20 protein-coding genes and 1 pseudogene are annotated in these 22,120 nt (G+C 45.6%); 12 read left to right on the forward strand and 9 right to left on the reverse strand.

Going from position 1 to position 22,120, the window contains the following annotated elements:
* Positions 1 to 12: 12 nt before the first annotated feature.
* Entirely contained in the window at positions 13 to 1,449 is a 1,437-nt protein-coding gene (locus tag J4N45_RS22380) for a methyl-accepting chemotaxis protein (protein ID WP_252017112.1), read from the reverse strand.
* A 138-nt stretch (positions 1,450 to 1,587) separates the two neighbouring features.
* Positions 1,588 to 2,844 (reverse strand): aromatic amino acid transport family protein, encoded by a 1,257-nt coding sequence (locus J4N45_RS22385; RefSeq protein ID WP_252017114.1) that lies wholly within the window; start codon positions 2,842 to 2,844, stop codon positions 1,588 to 1,590.
* Positions 2,845 to 3,349: 505 nt separating this feature from the next.
* Here J4N45_RS22385 and J4N45_RS22390 point away from each other — a divergent pair.
* Positions 3,350 to 4,291: an endonuclease/exonuclease/phosphatase family protein gene (locus tag J4N45_RS22390; protein WP_252017116.1), complete on the forward strand. Its 942-nt coding sequence runs from the start codon at positions 3,350 to 3,352 to the stop codon at positions 4,289 to 4,291.
* Positions 4,292 to 4,375: 84 nt separating this feature from the next.
* Here J4N45_RS22390 and J4N45_RS22395 read toward each other — a convergent pair whose 3' ends face one another.
* The 4 genes from J4N45_RS22395 to J4N45_RS22410 all read right to left on the reverse strand — a co-directional run bounded on the left by J4N45_RS22395 (position 4,376) and on the right by J4N45_RS22410 (position 9,845).
* A complete protein-coding gene (locus tag J4N45_RS22395) occupies positions 4,376 to 4,942 on the reverse strand; it encodes a PhnA domain-containing protein (RefSeq protein ID WP_234496856.1) in 567 nt (188 codons plus the stop codon).
* 178 nt (positions 4,943 to 5,120) lie between these two features.
* Positions 5,121 to 7,544 carry a VolA/Pla-1 family phospholipase gene (locus J4N45_RS22400; protein ID WP_252017118.1) on the reverse strand — a complete coding sequence of 808 codons (2,424 nt, stop codon included), beginning with the start codon at positions 7,542 to 7,544 and terminating at the stop codon, positions 5,121 to 5,123.
* 22 nt (positions 7,545 to 7,566) lie between these two features.
* Positions 7,567 to 8,817, reverse strand: a complete 1,251-nt coding sequence (locus tag J4N45_RS22405) for an outer membrane protein transport protein (RefSeq protein ID WP_252017119.1) — start codon at positions 8,815 to 8,817, stop codon at positions 7,567 to 7,569.
* A gap of 239 nt (positions 8,818 to 9,056) precedes the next feature.
* Positions 9,057 to 9,845 carry a M48 family metallopeptidase gene (locus tag J4N45_RS22410; protein WP_234496853.1) on the reverse strand — a complete coding sequence of 263 codons (789 nt, stop codon included), beginning with the start codon at positions 9,843 to 9,845 and terminating at the stop codon, positions 9,057 to 9,059.
* A 97-nt stretch (positions 9,846 to 9,942) separates the two neighbouring features.
* On the opposite strand from J4N45_RS22410, the gene J4N45_RS22415 reads away from it, so the two are divergent.
* The 5 genes from J4N45_RS22415 to cutA all read left to right on the forward strand — a co-directional run bounded on the left by J4N45_RS22415 (position 9,943) and on the right by cutA (position 12,989).
* Complete coding sequence (locus J4N45_RS22415) at positions 9,943 to 10,374, forward strand: hotdog fold thioesterase (protein ID WP_252017121.1); 432 nt, start codon at positions 9,943 to 9,945, stop codon at positions 10,372 to 10,374.
* Entirely contained in the window at positions 10,374 to 10,607 is a 234-nt protein-coding gene (locus J4N45_RS22420) for a DUF3389 domain-containing protein (protein WP_252017123.1), read from the forward strand. Before J4N45_RS22415 ends, J4N45_RS22420 begins: the two co-directional genes overlap by 1 nt.
* Positions 10,608 to 10,670: 63 nt before the next feature.
* A complete protein-coding gene (locus J4N45_RS22425) occupies positions 10,671 to 12,389 on the forward strand; it encodes an SgrR family transcriptional regulator (protein WP_252017125.1) in 1,719 nt (572 codons plus the stop codon).
* A 2-nt stretch (positions 12,390 to 12,391) separates the two neighbouring features.
* Positions 12,392 to 12,643: a hypothetical protein gene (locus J4N45_RS22430; RefSeq protein ID WP_252017127.1), complete on the forward strand. Its 252-nt coding sequence runs from the start codon at positions 12,392 to 12,394 to the stop codon at positions 12,641 to 12,643.
* A 22-nt stretch (positions 12,644 to 12,665) separates the two neighbouring features.
* Positions 12,666 to 12,989: a divalent-cation tolerance protein CutA gene (gene cutA, locus J4N45_RS22435; RefSeq protein ID WP_252017128.1), complete on the forward strand. Its 324-nt coding sequence runs from the start codon at positions 12,666 to 12,668 to the stop codon at positions 12,987 to 12,989.
* On the opposite strand, the gene J4N45_RS22440 is transcribed toward cutA, so the two are convergent.
* Entirely contained in the window at positions 12,976 to 13,584 is a 609-nt protein-coding gene (locus J4N45_RS22440; RefSeq protein WP_252017130.1) for a DUF2238 domain-containing protein, read from the reverse strand. The genes cutA and J4N45_RS22440 overlap by 14 nt on opposite strands.
* 200 nt (positions 13,585 to 13,784) lie before the next feature.
* Here J4N45_RS22440 and J4N45_RS22445 point away from each other — a divergent pair, with 200 nt between their 5' ends.
* A complete protein-coding gene (locus J4N45_RS22445) occupies positions 13,785 to 14,624 on the forward strand; it encodes an isopenicillin N synthase family dioxygenase (RefSeq protein WP_252017132.1) in 840 nt (279 codons plus the stop codon).
* Between the two features lie 215 nt (positions 14,625 to 14,839).
* On the forward strand, positions 14,840 to 15,997 hold the full coding sequence (locus J4N45_RS22450) for an integrase core domain-containing protein (protein WP_252017134.1): 1,158 nt from the start codon (positions 14,840 to 14,842) through the stop codon (positions 15,995 to 15,997).
* A 72-nt stretch (positions 15,998 to 16,069) separates the two neighbouring features.
* Here J4N45_RS22450 and J4N45_RS22455 read toward each other — a convergent pair whose 3' ends face one another.
* Positions 16,070 to 17,179: a mechanosensitive ion channel family protein gene (locus J4N45_RS22455; RefSeq protein WP_252017135.1), complete on the reverse strand. Its 1,110-nt coding sequence runs from the start codon at positions 17,177 to 17,179 to the stop codon at positions 16,070 to 16,072.
* 188 nt (positions 17,180 to 17,367) lie between these two features.
* Between J4N45_RS22455 and J4N45_RS22460 the strand changes: the two genes are divergently transcribed.
* Both J4N45_RS22460 and J4N45_RS22465 read left to right on the forward strand, forming a co-directional pair.
* Positions 17,368 to 18,030, forward strand: coding sequence for a potassium channel family protein (locus J4N45_RS22460; protein WP_252017136.1), 663 nt, complete (start codon positions 17,368 to 17,370; stop codon positions 18,028 to 18,030).
* Between the two features lie 59 nt (positions 18,031 to 18,089).
* Positions 18,090 to 19,394: pseudogene (locus tag J4N45_RS22465) on the forward strand (TrkH family potassium uptake protein); the annotation flags it as partial.
* 123 nt (positions 19,395 to 19,517) lie between these two features.
* Here J4N45_RS22465 and msrB read toward each other — a convergent pair.
* Entirely contained in the window at positions 19,518 to 20,645 is a 1,128-nt protein-coding gene (gene msrB, locus J4N45_RS22470) for a peptide-methionine (R)-S-oxide reductase MsrB (protein ID WP_252017138.1), read from the reverse strand.
* A 127-nt stretch (positions 20,646 to 20,772) separates the two neighbouring features.
* Here msrB and J4N45_RS22475 point away from each other — a divergent pair, with 127 nt between their 5' ends.
* Complete coding sequence (locus tag J4N45_RS22475; RefSeq protein ID WP_252017139.1) at positions 20,773 to 21,171, forward strand: OsmC family protein; 399 nt, start codon at positions 20,773 to 20,775, stop codon at positions 21,169 to 21,171.
* A 9-nt stretch (positions 21,172 to 21,180) separates the two neighbouring features.
* Positions 21,181 to 22,056: a YdcF family protein gene (locus J4N45_RS22480; RefSeq protein WP_252017140.1), complete on the forward strand. Its 876-nt coding sequence runs from the start codon at positions 21,181 to 21,183 to the stop codon at positions 22,054 to 22,056.
* The last annotated feature ends 64 nt before the right edge of the window (positions 22,057 to 22,120 follow it).

Genomic DNA, 22,120 nt, shown 5'->3' on the forward strand with positions numbered 1-22,120 from the left:
AATCAGAGTTGTTTACGTTCTATAACGAGATAAGACTTCGCTCAGTGTTTTTGTTGCCTTTGATAGGTTTGCAACGCCAATCTCACTGTTTTCTGCTACCTCACGAATCGTCGCGGATTGGGTGCGAATGTCACTGAGCTCTGCTGCGATTTCTGAAGCAACGGCGCTTTGTTCTGCCGCCGATGTTGAAATTTGAGTACTCATATCCATGACGGCGCGAGAAGAGTCAGCAATTGAGTTAACATCACTTCCAATTTCACCGATTAGACTACTGCTGGATTCTGCTTGCTCAACGGTTTGCTGCGTGATTTCAGCAATGTTTTGGCTCTCTGATTGAAGCTTCTCAATCATTGCCTGAATTTCAACTGTAGCGGCTTGAGTGCGGCTTGCAAGTGTACGCACTTCATCCGCTACAACAGCGAAACCTCGACCTTGCTCGCCAGCACGAGCTGCTTCAATCGCAGCATTGAGCGCTAGCAGGTTGGTTTGCTCCGAGATAGCATTGATCGTCGTGATGACTTCGTTGATCTGAGTTGTATTGTCGTTTAGCGCCGCTACCGAATGTGATGCCTCTTCGATGTAGGCTGACAACTGATTGATATCTTGAATCGCCTGTTGAACACGCTGATAGCTCATCTCAACTTGTTTGGTGTCTTCTTCCGCTTGCTGGTTGGATTGAGAAGAGATGTTTGAGACTTCCTGTGCTGACGCTGTCATCTCTTCCATAGCTGTTGCTACAGAGTCTAAAGACGCATACTGATTGTTGATTTGACCATTGCTGCGAGCCATCTCTTCGTGGAAAGACGAGGCGGTCTCTTCTAAGCTAGTTGCAGATGTTTTTACTGTAGTAACAAGCTCAGTCAGTGTGTCCATTGCTTGGTCCAAAGCTACACCGATAGTGCCAAATTCATCACGACCAGCTACAAAGTTTAAGCGAGAGGTTAGATCGCCGTCCGCGATTTTGTTCACTGTGGTGTAAAGCGTGTATAACGCACCGCCGAGGAAGGTCGCTAGCCAATAACTGAAGATACCAAACGGAACCAACCACAGATAAGTCAATGCCAAGCTAACTAAGGCATCAGATTTTGCTTCAGCCATATTTTCGCTAGATGGCACACTCATAGAGTAGTGTTGGCCGCTGTTAGCACGAACATTTGCTGTGACCACACCGTTATTTATGCTAGACGGTTGCGCGTATCCTTCCGACACTCCCATTTTACTCAATAGAGTCATATCGCCCGTGGATTCTGCAAACTTAATATAAGCGGTTAGGCTTGATTCAACGTTAGATATTGCCTTAGCTTCCATCTGTGAAATGGTGTCTTGATATCGAGCGACAGACGAGTAGGTGAGTGCAGCAAAAAAGAGTGCAAAAGCGATCCATAGCTTGTCGTTGATCGACATTTTAATAAAGAGCGCATCGATTTTTCTGAATTGTACTTCTCTCATGGGGACTCCGTGAGTGATTTTGTTATTTTGAATAGACATAAAAAAGCCCCTACAGGGGCTTTAGTAGTGTGTATGATATCGACTTTTTATGTAATTGCTTTAAGTTGATTCATATTAAATGTGATTGAGATCACCCAATTATCCTAAACTAGGCAAAACTCCAAAGGTAACAAGCAGTTGAGCGGTAACGATCACTAGACCCGTTAACATGGCACCGTAAAGTGCAACCTGACCACCACCAGTTTGATAATGCACTGTACCTTGCTCGGTTTTTAATGAACCTTGGTTAGCGTTGACTGCGACTTTACGAGTTTTAGCGATCATCACTGTAGGCAAGAAGATTGCGAGAATCGCTAGCGCTATTGCCGCATAGCCAAGTGCCATAATGAAACCTTGAGGGTAAAAAAGCGCGAAACAAAGCGGTGGTAAAAACGTCACTAGAGCCGCTATCGCACGTTTAGAGAAGGTGTTATCTGAACTTTTCTCACTTACCTTGCTGCTACCTAAGTCACGCAGGTATTCAAACAGTCCAAGACTTACGCCCAAGAATGACGTGATAAGCGCTAAATCAGCAAACACACCAATGATAGTCGCTAACTTCTCTACATGTACTGCACTCGAAAGCAGAGTAATCAGGTTGGATAATCCCGAATTTTCGACGAGCGTCTCCTGCTGCACCACTCCCAGCGTTACCAATTGCCAAAACACGTAGATTACGAGCGGAAGGCTTGAGCCAATAACGATGGCTTTGCGAAGCGCTTTGGTGTCGCCCTCTAGATAGTTAACAATAGCTGGAATACTTCCGTGAAAACCAAATGAGGTAAAGACAACGGGAATTGCTGCAACAATAAGTCCTTGCTGCATAGGTAGGCTTGATAGGTAACCCTGAGTAACGTTTGGAGCTAGAAGAAACAGTACGCTACCCATAGCAATCAGCTTAAGGGTGAAAAGTACACGGTTTAATTTGTCTACCGCATGCGTACCAATGGTCACAGTCAGCGCTACGATCAAGGTGAAGATCAAAGTAGCTAGAGTCGGGGAGAGTGACACCCCAAAAACCATTTCCAGGCGATCTGCAAACTGACCACCGCCGCCAGCAATATAGGCCGCGCAAAGCGCATAAAACAGAAACAGCATAGCAAAACTTGCGATGTATTTGCCCTTATCGCCGAGGATCTGTTTCGCGAGGGTATGAAGCGTTGCTGAGTGGTCGGCGTATTGGTGCAGTTCAATCATCAACAGAGCGGTATACGCCATCAGCGCCCATAACCCGAACATCAATAGAATTGATGTTCCAAAGCCTATGCCGGCTGAAGCGATAGGTAGTGCAAGCATACCGGCACCAATTGTTGTGCCTGCAATAATGAGGGTGCTTCCGAGTACTTTTGATTTCATTGTATATATATCTTTACGATTTGGGGCTGTTCAGCATTTGATAAGCGTATTTAAGACACAATTCAGATGCATGAACTAATATTTCAGCGATTATGCAGTGATAAATACTAGCGATCAAGTGCTTTGTATCATTTTATTTATAGAGGCGTAAAGATTTATTTACGGAGGGTGGGGGTGTGCTCGTAGCAAACGATTAACAATGATGTTGCTCAAGGAATTAACGAGAGATTCTTGGGTTTCTCAGAGATGTCATATAGCGTGGTTAATCTGTCTCTATCTAGAGATGTATCAGGAGCAAAGCTATGGAAAGAGAAAACAATGAACAAGAATTAGAGTGGCTAGACGCAATGGAAATTGGTTTGGTGCTCGCCGAATTGGAAACCACTGAGTTGGATGAAGATATCTAAGCTCTGTTGGTAGTACAGTCGAACAATAGGCGGACAAGAGTACAGTTTTCGTCTATCCTAATGAATTAGAAGGATTTGTTTGACGTTGAGGGAGTAATTTGCTGAAAACACTAATGCTGTTGGCTGCAGTACTTCCTCTTACGCTTGCGGTATACATTCGATTCTTTGAAGTGTCATGGCAACTAGAAAATTTAGCGGCCTTCCTTTCTGTACTTCCAATATATTATGCTTCCCTCGGAATAGTATCCCTAATCGCTCGTAAAGGACTGCTTACCGTAGTGATGATTCTCACTTCGTTAAGTACTTTAGTCGGGATAAATGGGCAGAGATTCCTACAGTCAGAAGTTTGTGAGTCGAAGACTCTATCGGTGCTTCAGTACAATGTCTTTTATGAGAACACTTCGCTGGATACGCTTATCACTTATGTGCGTGAAGCTAAACCTGACCTAGTTGTACTCCAAGAAGTCACACCAAAACATGGCGAGCAGCTAACTTCACTCAATAACCTCTATCCATATAGGTTTGGCGGACAGAGAAGGATAGGGTATCCCAATGGACTCATGATCATGAGCCGCTCGCCCTTGTATGGTATGAATGTCAGGACTTCGGCAGCCGGCCACTCTATGGTCAATGTAATATGGCAAACTCGGTATCAAAGAGATGTCTTTGTTGTCGCCGCACATCCTCCGTCACCGAGAAGTGAGGTCTTATGGCTTGAGCGCAATGCGTTGATTCAAGATATAGGATCTTTCGTTGAACGCTCTCCATTGACGTTTAACTTAGTGTTAGGGGATTTTAACTTAGCGAGTACTACCCGTAGGTTTGATCAAACGCTCTCAGATTATTCCACCCAACCTGTTGGTAGTTGGCCTCTATTTATGAAAAGGTGGGGGATGAAGAGCTATCCTGTCGCAGCCATTGACCATCTTTGGGTAAAGAATGAAGATGTTCAACATTCACCGATTTGCTCGCGAGAGCGAGTAAAGGAGATACAGGGATCAGACCACGCTGCGATTTTGACGGTGCTGAATGTTGAATAGAGCGCTATTAGATGTGTTTTTGTGTACGTTAGAAAGTAAAAAAGTGACCGTAAAGGTCACTTTTTAAAATCCGTATGGTAGCGGTTATTTCTTACGGCAGTATTCCGCAATAACATACATTGCTTGACCGTTGGCGCGACCTTGAACGTGTTTCGGATCGTCAGGGTTCACGCTGATACCACGAATAACAGTACCTTGCTTGATAACTTGTGAAGACCCCTTGATTGGAAGGTCTTTGATAACAGTTACGTCGTCACCTTTCTTAAGTTCTACACCGTTTACATCACGAGGTTTTTCGATATTTTCGTCTAGACCAAGCTCTGCCCATTTCGCCACTTCTTCGTCCATATACATCATATCGACGAGGTCTTGAGCCCAACCCTCTGCAGATAGACGCTTAAGTTGACGCCAAGCCATCACTTGAACAGGCGCTACTTGACTCCACATGCTGTCGTTTAGACAACGCCAGTGGTTTACATCCATCGTCTCTGGGTTTTCGATTTGGCTTGTGCATGTGTCGCAAAGCATGATCGCGTGATCAACCGTGATTTGTGTATGAGGGGCAACAGCGAATGGCGTGAGAGCAGTTTCAGCAGCACAAAGTTCACATTTATTTTCGCAGCGTTCAAGCATGGTTGCTTCAATAGACATACAGATACCTTATTTTGATATGACCAGCAGTTTTTGAACTGATGGTTAAGATTATGTGGTACTTAATTTTAGTATCACTGGATTGATAGCCGCGCATTATACATGGTTTTAAGGAAAAGTGTGATCGTGGACATAAAAAAGCACGGCCGAAGCCGTGCTGATAATGGTTTGAATGTTATTACTCAAGAACAGTTGTGTTGGTTACCACGGAAGCGTTCGCATCAACAAACGTTACCACTTGAGTTTGCATCTCCGCGTGATGGGCTGCATCTGCAGTACCTTGTGGGAACACAAAGGTTGAGTGTTGACCAACATCATTAAAGCGAACGAACGGTGTCGTTTTCGCACCAGCTCCGCTTGAAGCCGTGATGTCAGTAAGACCTAGTTTGGCAGCCAGTGGCTCAGTTCCCGCGAGTGGTGATGGTAAGACATACTTGCTAACCGTAGTGCCAGGCATAGGACCGGGTACGTTGTTTGGCACCGTAGCATCGCTCAGGACTTGTCCCATATATACAGGTGTCGCCAGGTCTTTCAATACGGTGGCGTTTGTGTAAGGGTCTGCTGTGTCCAAAACGGTTTGCGCGGCAAAACCAAATTGAGCATTGGTTGATAGAAGCTTCGAGTAGTTGCTTGGATCGTCAGCTTCAAATGCTTCCAAGCAGTTTTTCTCGTAGTCTGTTTCACCAGGAGTTCCACAGCCTGCGACAAAACTGTCATACCCAATACCTGCTGCTAGCGCGACATTGTGGGTTACCACAGGTCCAAAGGACTCAGAGCCCAACAATAGGTTCGAGATCTGACCACCCGCATTCACAAAAGAAGCATTCTTAAATGAGAAAAATGCATCTGCAGCTGAATTGAGCGTTCTATTAGCTTGTGCGACAGTGGGTACGCCAAGTATCCCGCCTAGCGAGTGACCAATGAAGCTAGGTGGTGTGGTTGCCAATGACGGTAATACTGCCAACGATGTAGTCGTTAGGCCACCTGCTGCTTGAGTAGTACCCAACGCCATACGAAGTGTAATCAGGTCCAACATAGACTGACGAATATTATCTCGAGCTACCGGGAGTACAGATAAATTCATGTATGCCAACACGTTGGTATTCGCAGAGCGCTGGTCATCAAGACTACGTTCACCGTGAATAGGAGCATCAATAGCGATGACCGCGTAGTTATTGGCGACTAGGTTGTTGGCGAAGAAGTAGCTGTTCTCTTTCGCTGAGGTAATGCCATGTTGATAAATCACAAGACCATCAAGTGCGCCCGTCGGATTCGTCGGTGTATAGAGTAGGAAGTTAACTGCCTCGACCGATTTCACAACAGGGACTGGTGAGTACTGCGTGATAATCCTATCCGTGTCATATCGGGAGCCGTCGACCTTGGTGAAGGTAAGCCCTAAAATATCCTGAAGTTTAGAGGCAGGATCGGCAAAAAACTCAGTTGGGTCAATATTATAGCTAACGAGCTGCTCAGCAAAGTGAGTTTGTTCCGCCTCATTGTCAGTAATAGTGTTGGTCACAATCGCCAAGCTCGTTGAGCCAGATTCAAAAGGTTGGGTTGACCAATCGGCACCTGTCTCTAGATAGTAAGGTAGATTAACTGTACCTTTGGTTACCGTTACTGTACCAGGAGTAGCTGTAGTGTACTGAGAGATAACAAAGCTTCGTACGGTTTCGTTTGAAATGTACTTAGTAAAGTTATCATCGGCGGCCAGTATAACGGCGAAATCATCACTGTCGCCAAAGGTCATTTGACCTATGGTATCTACGGCAGCGTTATTCGGGTTTGCACCTTCTTTCCAAATCGTGCTGTAGGTATATTCGTCGCTCTGTGCCTGAGCTAACATCGCTTTCGTTGCATACAGCGTTTCACCTACAGACTGGGTGGTAAACCATGCAGAGTAGACGATGTCCTGTGCTGCTACCGCACCACCAGTTCCTGCTTGAACAAGCGCTTCAACGCCTTGTACAAGTTGTTGAGCTGATGCCAAACTTCCAGATTCATAAATACGTGATGTGGATTTTAAAGAAGCATAGCTCTGCGACATACCCACAGACGCCGATGTGCTGTCTTTTAGGTTATTGGTTACCGCAATGATGTACTCAGATGATGCCTCAAAGTCTACAAGTGGCGTAATGATAAGGTTTCCACCTGAAGTGCTCACAACATAGTCAACACCGTGAGTTAGTGTCTTTTCTGGAAGAGGAGAGCCAGTTAGCTTTTCAGTGAGTTTGATAATTGTAACCGATGCGGCAGCTGTCGCTGCATCGAGCACACCATCAAATGGTATGGTTAGGTTAGCCGTCGTTGACCAGCCGTCCATTTGTCCCATAGCTGCAAGGGGATTAGACAGAGCGTCATCTCCACCTGTTGGAATTTCAAGTGTTCCATCTAATGTGTTGATCAGCAGATTATTGGGAACCGGAACAGTCGCGTTTGCGCCCTGCAAAACGAATTGAAGTTTGGTTGGCTGAGCGAGTGACTCAGTAATGTAGCTTTCATACGTCGGAAGGGTTGCTTCACCACTTTGCTCAGCATCTCCACCACAGCCTACTAGTAGCAGTACGCCAGATAGAGCAGTCGCAAGGTAAGTCTTTTTCATTGTTGAATCCTTTCTCTGGCTATTAGTCGAATACATAGTTCACTTGAAGAGCACCGATGGCAGCGGAAGATTTAGCGTCAAACGTCAACACTTCTCCAGCGGCATTTTCTTCAGTAAATGAGCCTGGTTTACCATGGATATAGGTAATACCCGCATCAAACGACAGCTTTGGATTCCACTGATAAGTGAAACCTGCCGAGTACCAATAACGGTCTGTATCAGGGATGCTGAGTGTAGTTTTGCCCGCTTTCTTATCAAGAGCAAAGCCTGCTCGGATAGTCCAGTCTTGGCTTAGGTAGTGGGTAAAGCCAACTGAGTAGCGGTCATTATCGCTATAGTCTTCTTTCTTGAAGAAACACTGTCCGGCGGTGCCATCATTACAGTCCGGCGACGTCGCTTTTAGCTCGGTAAAGCTGCTCCACTCGGTTCTAAACCAGCTGTAATGCAACGCCCATTTCTCTGCGAACTTGTGGTAGCCAGACAGCTCCCAAATAGAAGGAAGAGTGACGTCAAGACGACCATCGACGGTTGGAGCATTCGCTATTCCTGAGTCATAGCTAGAGAATTCACCATCTTTGAACTCAAGATCAACCGACGAACGGTAGGTAAGTGCTAAACGGTTGTTATCATTGATTTCGTACAAAGCGCCGATATTCCAGCCATAGCCAAAGGTGTCTCCCTTAAGGCCTATTAGGTTCTCTGAAGGATTGTTACTGCCAAACGCGGGTGCTAAGCCGCCTTTATGTCGAGTTAACTCTGCCTCAGCGTGCGTTAGGTTGACCCCGGCACCAATTGAGAAAGACTCATTAAATCGATACGCAATATTAGGGTTGAGGCTTACGGTGATGAGTGACGTATCGCCAGCTAAGTCACCAGCATAAATACCATCAGGGTAATCTGTCGCGACACCGTAGTTAGTAAATAGCCCAATCCCCCACGCCCATTGCTCATTGATAGGGCTAATGTAGTACGCACCAGGCACCAACTGAGTCGGTGCGACGTCTTTAGACGTTTGATTTACTGGAGATGTTTGCGTGATATCAACTTGTGGGTCAACGACAGAAATGGCGCCAGAAAATTGTGCCTTATCGAACAAAGTCATCGCAGCAGGGTTGCGCGCGAGTACACTTGCATTGTCGGCAACGGCACCTTCACCAGAGAAAGCGCGTCCAAGACCTGAGGCTGAATGTTCGTTTGCCTGAAATCCTGCGGCAAACAAGGAGGGGGCAGCAACAGCAAGCGCTATTGGCGTCAACAGCATTCTTCTTTTCATTTAGTCATCCTTTAATAAATGGAGGGGTTCTAAACTGCCGTATCTTTAATAGCGTAGGGTACGACTTGTCAGACCTGTTGTTAAATATATGTAAAGAATACGTAAAATCAAAGAGAAAAAGGTCAAAAATGCTACAACTCGCATATTATGCGTTGTCACAAACAGGGATAAGGAGATAAGGGCAGCTTTTGGCTGCCCTTATGATTTGAGATGCATACTTATATGAAGTAGATGGAAGTCTAGGCTTTCTTGCACGTAGGGTGGTTAATATCGTAGGCAGGCAATTGGTCTGCTTTAGCCTTTAAATCGTTGATGCGAGTGTCGTGTGACGGGTGGGTAGAGAGTAGTTCTGGTGGCTGGTTTCCACCTGAGGCTTTAGCCATGTTTTTCCAGAGCTCAACACTTTGATAAGGATCGAATCCACTTTTCGCCATCAGTTCTAAACCAACAATGTCTGCTTCTGATTCTTGCGTTCTCCCGTAGGGCAGGATAACACCATATTGAACACCTACCCCTAGTGCGGCCATGGTCACGTCTTTATATTGAGAGCCCCCTAAAGCTACGCTGGTAACTTGCAGCCCTGTATTAGCTAACTGTGCTTGTGACAGGCGTTCGTTACTGTGATCGGCGAGCACGTGAGCAACCTCATGACCGATGACTGTCGCTAGTTGATCTTGATTAACGGCAACATCAAGTAGCCCAGTGTAAACACCGATTTTTCCGCCGGGCAAAGCAAAGGCGTTCACTTGTTCTGAATCGAATACTACCACTTCCCATTCTGCAAACTCTGGCTGAGGTGGCACGTGGTCGGTTATCGCTTTTGCAACGCACTGAACGTACTCATTAATACGTTTATTGGTGCTAACTTTTTGCTCTTGTTTCATCTGTTCAAACGATTGCGCGCCGAGTTGACTCATTTGTGCATCAGAGAACAAAATAATTTGGCCACGTCCAGTTGGAGACGACGAACAAGCCGCTAAAGCCGCGGTAACCGCAGCGGCGCAACACACCTTTGTCCAACGTTTCATTGTAGAGACTCCCTTGTCCTTTAGTGAGATGTTTGCCATTCGCAAAAACTACAGGCATCATTCTTATCATTCAATCACTTAAGTATAGGATTTATCGATGAGTATTTGGAAGAAGAATATGTCATTAGAGTCGCTTAATCGCACTTCTAAGAACACGCTGATGGAGCATCTTCAAATCGAATACACCGATTTTACCGACGACACCTTATCCGCAACGATGCCTGTGTGCAGCTTTACCCATCAGCCACTTGGGATGTTGCATGGCGGGGCTTCAGTCGTGTTAGCGGAGACTCTTGGTTCGCTAGCAGCAAACTACTGTGTGGATGAAAACCACTACTGCGTTGGACTCGATATCAACGCAAACCATATTCGAGCGATGCGCTCTGGTCATGTGATCGGCACGGCTCGCCCCGTGCACCTAGGGGTGTCGACGCAGGTTTGGCAGATTGACATTACGGATGAAAAGCAGCGACTTGTTTGCACTAGTCGATTGACTATTGCTGTGAAAAAGCAAAAGAAGGCAAAGTAATGATCGTTGATTTTTCCCAAGGTAAAGTGATTGCGACGCCTCACGAGATTGTCGTTCGTTTAACGCAAGGTCAAGTCACGCTTCAAGCTCAAGTGGATGCTCTTCAGCTGATATTGCCAGCTTGCGTGTTGTCGGCAAATGGAGCGGAATGTAAATGGTCAGTAAAGCTAGATACAGCCGAACAAATAGAGTCCATTGCTTCTGAGTGCGGGATCGAGATATTGCGCTTGTAACTTGCTAATTTTGCCGATAAAGAGGAAACTAAATTCCAACAGCAATAATGGATTTTCCTCTTTATGAGCAGCCCTCGTCTTCGAAAGCAATTCGAAATATTATTTGAACACTTCTCTGGTCAAGATGCTGACACGCAACTCGATGATGTGACCGGAATTTTGTTTTGTACCCGCCGTAACGCTCGAATTGTATTGAATAAACTGGAAGAAGAGGGATGGATAGAATGGCACCCAGCTGCGGGTCGCGGTAAGCTTTCGAAGCTCATCTTCAAGCAAAATCGTAACGATGTAAGCGAGACTTTAGCAAGACGTTACCTTGAAGAGGGGCGTATCGGTCATGCGCTAAATGTGCTCGATAAAGATGCCAATAGACTTTCAAGTGTTATCCAAAGCTATTTAGGCGTGTCTCAATCTGATGGTAAACAGGTGATTCGTCTCCCTTACTATCGTCCTCTTTCGATGCTAAATCCGGCAAAGCCAATGCGTCGCTCCGAAATTCACATTGCACGCCAAGTATTTAGTGGGCTGACCAAGTTCGATGAAAATGACGAACTACAGCCAGATCTTGCCCATCACTGGCAACAAGTCAGTGATACTCAATGGCGCTTTTATATCCGGCCGGGTGTTCGCTTTCACAATGGTGAACTACTAAAACTTGAGCATGTTGTTTCTAGTATCGAATCACTCAAAACTAAAAACTTATTTCGTCATCTAGAGAAAGTCGACACGCCATCTCCATGGGTGATTGATGTTTATTTCGCCCAGCCTGATCACCGTGCACCTCAACTGTTTGCGGAGAACGCAGCTAAAGTTTTGCCTCCAGAATCTATGCGTGGCGAAGACTTTGATCGTTATCCAATTGGCACGGGTCCCTATAGTGTCACCACCAACAATGATAAACGACTGATTTTGACAGCATTCGATGGCTATTTTGGCTATCGACCACTGCTTGATACCGTTGAGGTGTGGGTAGTCGATGAAGTTCATTCCTCATTGGTTTTCCCAAGTCTTGCAGACCCTATTGCGGGCGCGCGCTCCGATATTCAAGATGGTATCGACCTTGATCCGGGTTGTACCTACCTGCTTCTAAACCGCGTTTCGGGAATCGCCCAGCATGATGCTTGGGCTCGTTACTTATCCAGAAGACTTAACTCACTCGATATTTTCCGGATGTTAAAGGAGACGACGATTAAAGAATTAGGGATAGTGCCTGCCCATGGCATCAAACCTGGCTGGTATCATCAGCCACTATCCTCTGATGAGCCGGCGGAAAACAAAGCAGAGCATGAGTTGGATAGAGAGATCCGTATTGCTTATTACTCAGAGCACCCGACGTTCCCAGAGATATCACAGGCGATTGATACGCTGTTAAAACAAGATGGGATTCGAGCCAAGTTTATTCGATATGGAGTAGAGTCCCCAAGTCACGAAGAGGTGGATATCTGGATTCGACCTATGGGAATAGCCAGTAACCGAGAAGATGCCTTAGCAGGATGGTTGTTGGATTACAGCGATATTGAGAAAATGGCGAGGGGCGATGACTTTAGTGCCTGGTCTGATTTAGTCACAGCATGGCGCAGCCAAGCTCACGTTAAGTTTCCTGCACAAGAGATTGGCAAGCAACTGGTGCAGGGTTATCAGGTGATACCTCTATTCCATTGCTGGCTAGGTATCAGTAAAGATCATTGCGGTAGCTTGCAAAACGCGAAATGCAACGCGCTAGGTTGGTTTGATTTTAGTAAAGTATGGGTCAAGCCTGATAACTTAGAGGTCTCTGAGTAATCATGGCAAAACCAAATAAAAAGGCACCCTCTAAAGCCGTTAATATCTTTTGTGCTAAGTGTGGATGTAAGTTGTATCGCTATCGCAAAGGTGGAAAAGGGGCGCTTGTTAAGTGTTTTAAAGAGCGTATAACGGAAGACTACACCAGTGCGCTGGGTGTGTGTCCTGATTGCGAGAGTGTATTTGGTAGAGACACCCTGATAAAGGGAGCGCCAGCTATCAAGATGATAGGTGGCAAGGTTCGGATGAAATAGGGCATCAAAAGGAAAGGGTTCGATGAAATCAAACGCAATCACAGTATTGACGACCGTAGCAACAGACGAGCAAGCCAACAAATTGATAGAAATCCTGCTGGAATCAAGACTCGCCGCATGTATCCAAACTCAAAACATTGGAAGTCATTACGTCTGGGATGGAAAAATCTGCCATGACGAAGAGGTCATGCTTATCATCAAATCGACCAATGAAGCCTACTCAAGACTTGAGCGAACCATTATTGCCAATCACGACTATGAGGTGCCTCAAATAGTGGCATTGCCAATTGAGGCGGGCTATCGACCGTATCTCAATTGGCTAAAACAACATGTTAATCCTTACTAGGGGTCTTTAGCCCAAATAGAATCAAAGCGGTTACGGCACCCAAAGTGTCGCATAGCATGTCTTTTTGCGCATCCCAGATATCGCCTTGAGACCCTAAAAACGCAATCCCTTCATCGCCGCCCGCAAGGGCGGCGTACCACCATTCAATGATCTCATAAGCTGCCGCTAAACTCATAATTGCAAACAGAGCAAACATCATCGCCGGGAGTTTGTTCATCACCTGTTTGCGGTAAACGTACTCTGCAATTGGGAAGGCGTATAAACCTATAGAGAAGTGGGCGACTCTATCAAAATTATTTCTCTCTGAACCAATGATCTGATTGAACCAATCGAACGGCACTTCGGCGAAGGTGTATTTTGCGCCAATGGTGTGTAAACAGAGCCAAATGAACATGAGTATGTATGCAGTCTTTGAGAACTGAAACTTACGAGAGACCGCCCAAATAAGTACAAGTATACCGACGGCGGGAATAATCTCGGCCAACCATACTGCTCGTGAGCTTGGGGCGATCGCAGAAAAGGCAAACACCAGACAGTAAAAGCCAGTGAGGAAAGTGAGTATAGGGCAGTAACGTCGCGAAGTTGGATAATTCATAGTTAGCATTCAGCCAAAGAATGTGTGATAAAGCATAGTATAAGAATAATAAAACACTGTTCAATTACTAAATATGTTTAATTGGCGATCAAGTGCACAAAAGAGTGACTTTATTACAAAGCTCTACATCAGTTTCTTTGAAAAACCGCCAACTTTTTTCTAACATCTGCACCAAATCATAACGACAAGAAAGTAAAGTCATGAAATTAGAAACTGTTGATTATCAGGCACCCGATGCAGCCGAGCAATTTGTCACTTCGTTACGCGAAACAGGCTTTGGTGTTCTTAAAAATCACCCAATCCCTCAAGAACTCGTCGAATCGATTTATGAGAACTGGTATCAGTTCTTTATGTCACAAGATAAAGATGCCTATCAATTTAATGTTGAGACTCAAGACGGTTACTTTCCACCGAGCGTATCGGAAGTAGCGAAAGGTCATAACGTGAAGGACATTAAAGAGTACTTTCATGTCTACCCATGGGGACAGATTCCTCCGGAGTTGAAAGAGCAAATTCTGGATTACTACGATAAAGCGAATAGCTTTGCTCAGGAGTTGTTAGGCTGGGTTGAAGCTCATGCGCCAGCAGAGGTTCAAGAGAAATTTTCCATTGCTTTATCGGAAATGATCAACGGTAGCGAAAAGACGCTCCTCCGTGTACTTCATTACCCTCCAATGACCGGTGAGGAGGAACCTGGTGCTATTCGTGCGGCAGCTCATGAAGACATCAACCTACTGACAGTGTTACCGGCGGCTAACGAACCTGGATTGCAAGTTTTGAGCAAAGAAGGTGAATGGCTAGATGTACCTTGTGACTTTGGCAACTTAATCATCAATATCGGCGACATGCTACAAGAAGCCAGCGGCGGATATTTCCCGTCAACGACTCACCGAGTCATCAATCCAACCGGAGCAAAGCAAGAGACATCTCGCATTTCTCTACCTTTGTTTCTGCACCCAAATCCAGAAGTTGTTCTATCAGAAAAGTACACTGCGGACAGTTACTTGATGGAGCGTCTGCGTGAACTTGGCGTAATCTAGTAAACACCAAAAAGGGCTCATAGGAGCCCTTTCCTGCTTTAATTAGCGTCCTACACCTGCCGTCCAATTCTCGCGGCATACATGCCAATTATCACGTCATCCCTGCGCAGACAGGGATCTACCCCAAGCGGTATTGACCGGGCTCATAGGTAACAGTTCTAACCGGGCACATGGGTAACAAGTGCTAATGTGTAAGCTTCGAAGAGGAGAAGCTTATGCCATGGGAAGAGACTTGTATCATGAGCCAAAGAGAACTTTTCATTGAAGATTGGCTTAGCCATCGATTTTCTATTAGCGAGCTGTGCCAGCGTTATGGCATAGCTCGTAAAACAGGCTACAAATGGATCAACCGTTTCCGCGAGCAAGGAATGACTGGTTTAGCTGACTTGAGTCGAGCGAGACATACCCATTCCAATCAAACGCCGGACTGGGTTGTGAAACGGATACTTGATTTAAAGGTTCGTTATCCAAACTGGGGGCCTGTCAAAATACACTCCGCCCTCTATCGTTCTAACCCTTCTCAGCATTGGCCTGCGCCAAGTACCATTGGTGAAATCCTTAAGCGCCACAACCTTGTCAAACCCAAGAGAAGAAGACTGACGACGCCACCTCAAACTCAGCCTCTTGCTCATGCGATGGAGCCAAATGATGTTTGGAGTGCCGACTTTAAAGGTCAGTTTAAAATGGGGAACGATAGGTGGTGTTACCCACTCACTCTCACTGACAATTGCAGTCGTATGCTCCTGGTGTGTAAAGGACTCTACAACACCAAACTGCCCGCTGTACAAAGTGCTTATGAAGCGGCTTTTCGGGAGTATGGCTTACCTAGAATGATTCGAACGGACAATGGCTGGCCATTTGCCTGTGTAACCTTAGGAGGGCTTACTCCGCTATCAATCTGGCTAGTTCGTCTTGGTATCTATCCTGAGAGAATTAAGGCGGGGTGCCCACAACAGAATGGCCGGCATGAAAGGATGCATAGAACCTTGAAGGCTGAGGTAGCCAAACCACCGAAGGGCAATTTATCGGCTCAGCAACGGGCTCTTAATCGCTTCAAATTGCAATACAATAAAGAGCGTCCTCATCAATCTCTTGGGTTAGGGAAGTGTCCTGCAGATGTTTATAGAAAGTCTCCTCGACCATTCCCCAATCAATTACCACCGCTGGAATATCCTAGCGAACATGAAGTCAGAAAGGTGAAATGTGGCGGCTATATTAAACTTAACGGGCAAGCCATTTATGTCACTAGAAGACTATTAGGCGAGTACGTCAGTTTGGAATATATCGACAATCGATGTTGGTTGCTTCGATTTGGAGAAATGAGACTAGGGATTGTCGATGAAGTTGTTGGAAAAGTAATTCGGCCAACATAGGGTGTTACCTATGTGGCCGGTTTAAAGTGTTACCTATGTGACCATCAGTACAAGCGATCTCAACACGCCACATTACCGCTCCACAATCCCAACCGGCTGCTCAGCATCACGTGCCATCGCAATCGGGTCCACTTTCAGGGTTTGCGTTGGATAAGCGATATCAGCACCATGCTTTTTAATAATCGCCATTATCTTAAGTAGTACATCTTGCTTCACTTCATGATAGCGCGCCCAGTTGACGGTTTTGGTAAAGGTATAAACAAAGAAATTAAGGGAAGATGGACCGAATGCATCGAAGTTCACCATCAGTGTCTGAGTGGCGTCGATATCCTTGTGTTGCTCCAACATCGCTTTCACTTCATCAACAATCCCATCTATTTTATCTCCGTCGTCGTAGCGTAGTCCGATGGTTTCGTAAATTCTGCGGTTTAACATACGTGATGGGTTTTCTACCACGATGTTACTAAACACGGAGTTTGGCACATATAGCGGGCGCTTATCGAAAGTTCGAATAATGGTCATGCGCCAGCCAATTCGCTCAACGGTACCTTCAATAGAGCGATCAGGAGAGCGAATCCAATCACCGACCTTAAAAGGTCTATCGAAGTAGATCATCATTCCGCCAAAGAAGTTGGAGAGCAGGTCTTTTGCCGCCAAACCAACAATCAAACCACCGACACCACCAAAAGTCAGTAGACCCGAGAGGCTTAATCCAAGCGCCTGCATGATGGTAAGAATGCCGATGGTGACAAAAAACAGGCGACCAACTTTCGCTATGGCCTGAACGGTTGTCTCATCTCGCTTTTTTTGGTCAAGCACGTGAGCTTCAACATTGGAAATCAGGCGAAGGGATATCCAGATAAACGTAGAGATAACTAAAATTAAATCGATCTTACCTAACCAAACAACATCGTCGTCGGAGTGAGTGGCGAGTACCAACCCAATCGAAACAGTGGCGGGCCAGACCCAAATGAGCATACTGATTGGCGCCTTGACGGCTTTAATTACCAGGTCGTCCCAAGCCAATTGGGTACGATCTGCTAGTGCTTCAAGACGCCCATAGATCACTTTCCAGATCACCCACAGGAAAAAACTACCGGTAGTAATGAGTAGCACATTGCTTAGCCAGTCATAACCGAAAGATTGAATATAGTTTTGGAGTAAATCCATCGAACTATTCATAGTTGAAGAGCACCTTTTGTTGAGCGGTTTTATCTCTACTGTTAAAGTTTAGAACTCAAATGAGATTATGTAATTATCAGATATTACTGAATTTTTGGGCAAGATTACATTTCCATACCATATTTAATAGTAAAGAGCGCGATGATAAGCATTAAATCGCTCCAACAAAACACGCATTAGGTGCAGGTATGAAAGCAGTGACAAAGCAATACGCAGTGATTGGTTTAGGCCGATTTGGGATGACGATTTGCAGGGAGCTTTCCGAGGCAGGAGCCCAGGTTCTCGCTATAGACATTAACGAAGATCGAGTGAAAGAAGTGTCTGGTTATGTAGCTCAAGCCATTATCGCGAATTGCACCATTGAAGATACGGTGTCAGAGTTACGATTAAATGAATATGACATGGTGATGGTATCCATTGGTAATGACGTCAATGCCAGTATTCTCACAACGCTTGTTTTGAAAGAAGCCAAGGTTAAAAAAGTCTGGGTCAAGGCGAACGATAAGTTCCAGTTTAAGATTCTCCAGAAAATAGGTGCCGATAAGATCATTATGCCTGAACGTGATATGGGCGTTCGTGTCGCTCAGAGAATGCTGGACAATCGAGTGTTTGCGTTCAACGAACTTGGCAGTGGTATGGCGCTTACAGAGATTGTCATCGGCAGTAAGTTAATGGGGCAGACGTTGGGCGAGGTGAATCTGTGTCGCTCGGATACCATAAAAGTTCTTGGGTTTAAACGAGGACCAGATATCGACCCAAGCCCTTCATGTGATCAAGTATTAGAAATGGGCGACATGATCATTGTTGCCGGACCCGAGAAAGAGCTTTACCAGAAGATAAGAGAATCATGAGCCGACGCTTTCAACGAGGAGCGCTGTATCCTCTGAAACGAAACAGCCGACTCCCAATGCCATCAGAGCCTTATTTAATCGTTGCCAGTTTTCTTGGCGTATTGATCCCGTCTGCTTTGTTGCTCACATTCCCGGTCTTTTCGGTGACTGGACTCAGTTTTACTGATGCTTTTTTTACAGCGACCTCTGCGATTAGTGTGACTGGTTTGGGAGTTGTGGACACAGGCCAGCACTTTACCTTGTCCGGCAAAATCCTGCTCATGCTTTTGATGCAGATTGGCGGGCTGGGCCAAATGACCCTATCAGCGGTCTTGCTGTATATGTTTGGCGTTCGATTGAGCTTGAAACAGCAGGCTTTAGCGCAAGAAGCGCTGGGTCAGGATAGAAAAGTAAACATAAAAGGCTTGGTTAAGAAAATCATTATCCTTGCATTGGTTGCAGAAGCAGTCGGCGTAGCGATTCTTGCGTTTAGGTGGGTACCTGAGATGGGTTGGAACCAAGGGTTGTTCTACGCCGTTTTCCATTCTATTTCAGCGTTTAATAATGCAGGCTTTTCGCTATTTTCAGACAGCATGATGAGTTTCGCTTCGGACCCGGTTGTACTACTTGTTTTATCGAGCCTGTTTATTTTCGGTGGTTTGGGTTTTACCGTAGTTAGTGATGTTGCACAGAATGGACATAAAGGTTTCGCCCGCTTGGGACTACACACAAAGGTCATGTTAACTGCGACACCGATATTGCTGTTTAGCGGAACTTTAATGTTCTTTTTACTTGAGCGAAGCAATGCAGAAACGTTAGGCGCTTTGACACTAGATGGTCAATGGCTGTCTGCATTCTTTCAATCTGCAAGTGCGAGAACTGCGGGCTTCAACAGCGTCGATCTAGAAAAATTTGGGCAGCCAGCGCTGCTAGTGATGATCATTCTGATGTTAATTGGCGCCGGTTCCACATCGACTGGTGGGGGTATAAAGGTGTCGACCTTTGCCGTTGCATTTTACGCCACTTGGGCGTTCTTAAGACAAAAGCAATATGTAGAGATGTTCAACCGCACTGTGAGTTGGCAGACGGTGACACGTTCTTTGGCCATCATTGTTGTAAGTGGTGCAATACTGACGCTTGCGATGTTTCTTCTTATGATTACGCAAAATGCCGCATTCGATAGAGTGGTGTTTGAAACCATTTCTGCGTTTGCCACCGTGGGCTTAACTTCGGGACTGACCGCTGATCTGAATAACCACGGTAAGTGGATTATGATCGTCGTCATGGTCATTGGACGCATAGGGCCACTAACTTTGGCTTATATGTTAGCTCGTCCAAAACCCACCTTACTGAAATACCCAGAAGATACTGTGCTAACGGGTTAACTGAGAATGAATACATTGGCGCTGCAAAAGAAAACGCGACACCCGGAAGGATCGTTAGGTGTCGCGTGCGTTCAAGTTTTTTTGCCAGCGCCACGCTTGCAGCATAGGTACGTGTTGCCGAACTTACTTGTCGAACAAAGGTAGGAACTCTTCGTAGCCTTGCTGCGCGAGAAGATTTTTAGGGACGAATCGCATCGCGGCAGAGTTCATACAGTAGCGCAGGCCCGTTGGCTCAGGACCATCTTTAAACACGTGACCGAGGTGTGAATCACCAAATCGGCTTCTTACTTCGGTACGTGGATAAATCAGTTTGTAGTCCGTTGTGGTGACTATGTAATGTTCATCGATAGGCTTAGTGAAGCTCGGCCACCCGGTTCCCGATTTGTATTTATCTGTTGATGAAAACAGCGGCTCCCCAGTGACGACATCGACATAAATACCATCTTGTTTGTTATCCCAATATTTGTTGTCGAACGGTCTCTCAGTACCATCTTCTTGTGTCACATAGAACTGGAGCTCAGTGAGCGTCGCTTTTATTTCTTTGTCCGTTGGTCGCGTGTAGCTTTTGGTGTTCGCTTGACGGTCAATCATCTGACGGAGTGTGACAGGGTTGTCCTTGCGGTCATCTCCGAATATATCATCCAAGTACTGGTCTCGGCCTGAGTTGTATCTGTAGTACTTGTACTTCAAGCTGCTCTTTTTGTAATAATCTTGATGGTAATCCTCTGCAGGCCAGAAGGTGTCGTACTTTATAAGCTCTGTTGCCAGCGGCTTTTTGAAGACGCCTAATTTGTCTATTTCAGCCATAAACGTTTCGGCCACCTGCTTTTGCTCATCATTATGGTAAAAGACTGCCGGTCTGTACTGTGGTCCCCTGTCAACGAATGAACCTTTGTCGTCAGTGGGGTCGATGTGTCTGAAGAAGTGATCAAGCACTTCCTCGTAACTGACAACAGCCGCATCAAAGGTTACGTGGATCACTTCAATGTGAGCCGTTTGTCCACTTGCCACTTGTCTGTAGGTTGGCTCTTCGAGTTGTCCACCTGCATAACCTGATACCACGTCTACGACGCCTTTCAACTGCTCGAGGTTAGACTCAGTACACCAGAAACACCCTCCTGCGAGCGTTGCCTCTTGAGGTTGTGCTGGTTGCGTTTTGTTGTCGTCAGCCATTCCAGATTGGCTGGTCAACCCGAATATGACGGGAACGGCGATCAGTAACGACAATATGAGTTTGGCTAGGTTGGTCATAGTTACTCCTGAGACTTGATGGTCTAATTTCCTAATAAGACACAACAAACGCGCTAAAAATTTCAAATTCGCTACTTGTCGGGTTACTATCCTTATCAATATTCTCATCTGCCACTTAGAGGTTTATATGCAAGCGGAAGTGAAATGGATCGAAGGATTCAAGTTTTTAGGTCAATCTCAGTCGGGTCATTCTATTGTTATGGATGGCAATGGGGGCGAGACAGCGCCAAGTCCTATGGAAATGGTACTAATGGCTGCTGGTGGTTGTAGCTCTGTTGATGTTGTTGATGGTCTCAAATCTGCGAATCAAGATGTCACTGATTGCACAGCCAAATTAACAACGGAAAGACGTGAAACAGCACCTCGAATCTTTACTGAAGTTAACATCCATTTTGTTGTTTCAGGCAATAACTTGGATGAGGCATTGGTTGCTAAGGTTACTAAGGACTCGCTCGAAAAATACTGCTCAGTTTGCTTGATGCTGGGTGAGGGTGTGAAGATGACGCACTCTTGGGAAATCGCATAAGGAAACAATGTGGACGAAAGGGATTTCGAACATCTCATCGTGGTATTAGGTAAGCGCCTGAACAACGATGCTGTGACGCCAGAGGGTGAATCTCGCGTTCAAGCTCTGGTCGACAGGGCAATGACACAGGATCTTTCTAATACCATAGTCGCGTTTTGTGGTGGTGTAACCAACGGGCAATCGCTGTCTGAAGCGGAGGCAATGCATCGACGCTTTCTCGAGTTGGTTCCATTAGTGAAACAAGAATCAATTGGTGCGCTAATCATTGAAGATGAGTCGACAAACACGGTAGAGAACATTCGGAACTTAGCGGAAAAGCTTATAGATAGTGGCTTGGCTAGCAATAATAAACCGTTGACTGTCACTTTGCTCTCGAGTGATTACCATTTGAAGCGAGTCTTTACCATTCAAAAGCTGCTTGATGAGCAAGGGCTTCTGAAACACCTCAAATACTGTTGTGGTGAAGTGGGACTGACTATTAATCTGTCTTACGAGACTCAAGACCACATTCTTGTCCCATATCCCCATAATTGCCTCTCAGGGCAACTATTTGTCCTCATCGATCAATTAACCATATATAGGGTATTCTTAGAAGGGCAAATGAACAATGTGTTTACGAAACCGATTGAAGAACTCATCTCTAAACCTTATGAGATCGCAATAACTGCACTTGATGGAATAGATTCTATATTAGATATCAATAATAAAGAGTACCTATTATTGATAGAGCAAATGCCCATTGTTAGAGCACTCGTTGATAACTCCGCAAATATACAGTCAGCAACTTGTGTATACGAGCACCTTCCGTTGTTGGATACTCTGCTTACCTTCTTCAATCGCTATGTTGATCCTGAGCAAGATCAGTCAGTTAAGTGGTGGAAGTGAGACCTATCTCTATTTGTTCTACTCATTTATAAATTATTCACTCAATAAGTTCGACTAAACCAAT

It is taken from the genome of Vibrio sp. SCSIO 43140 (assembly GCF_023716585.1).
Lineage (GTDB): Bacteria > Pseudomonadota > Gammaproteobacteria > Enterobacterales > Vibrionaceae > Vibrio > Vibrio maritimus_B.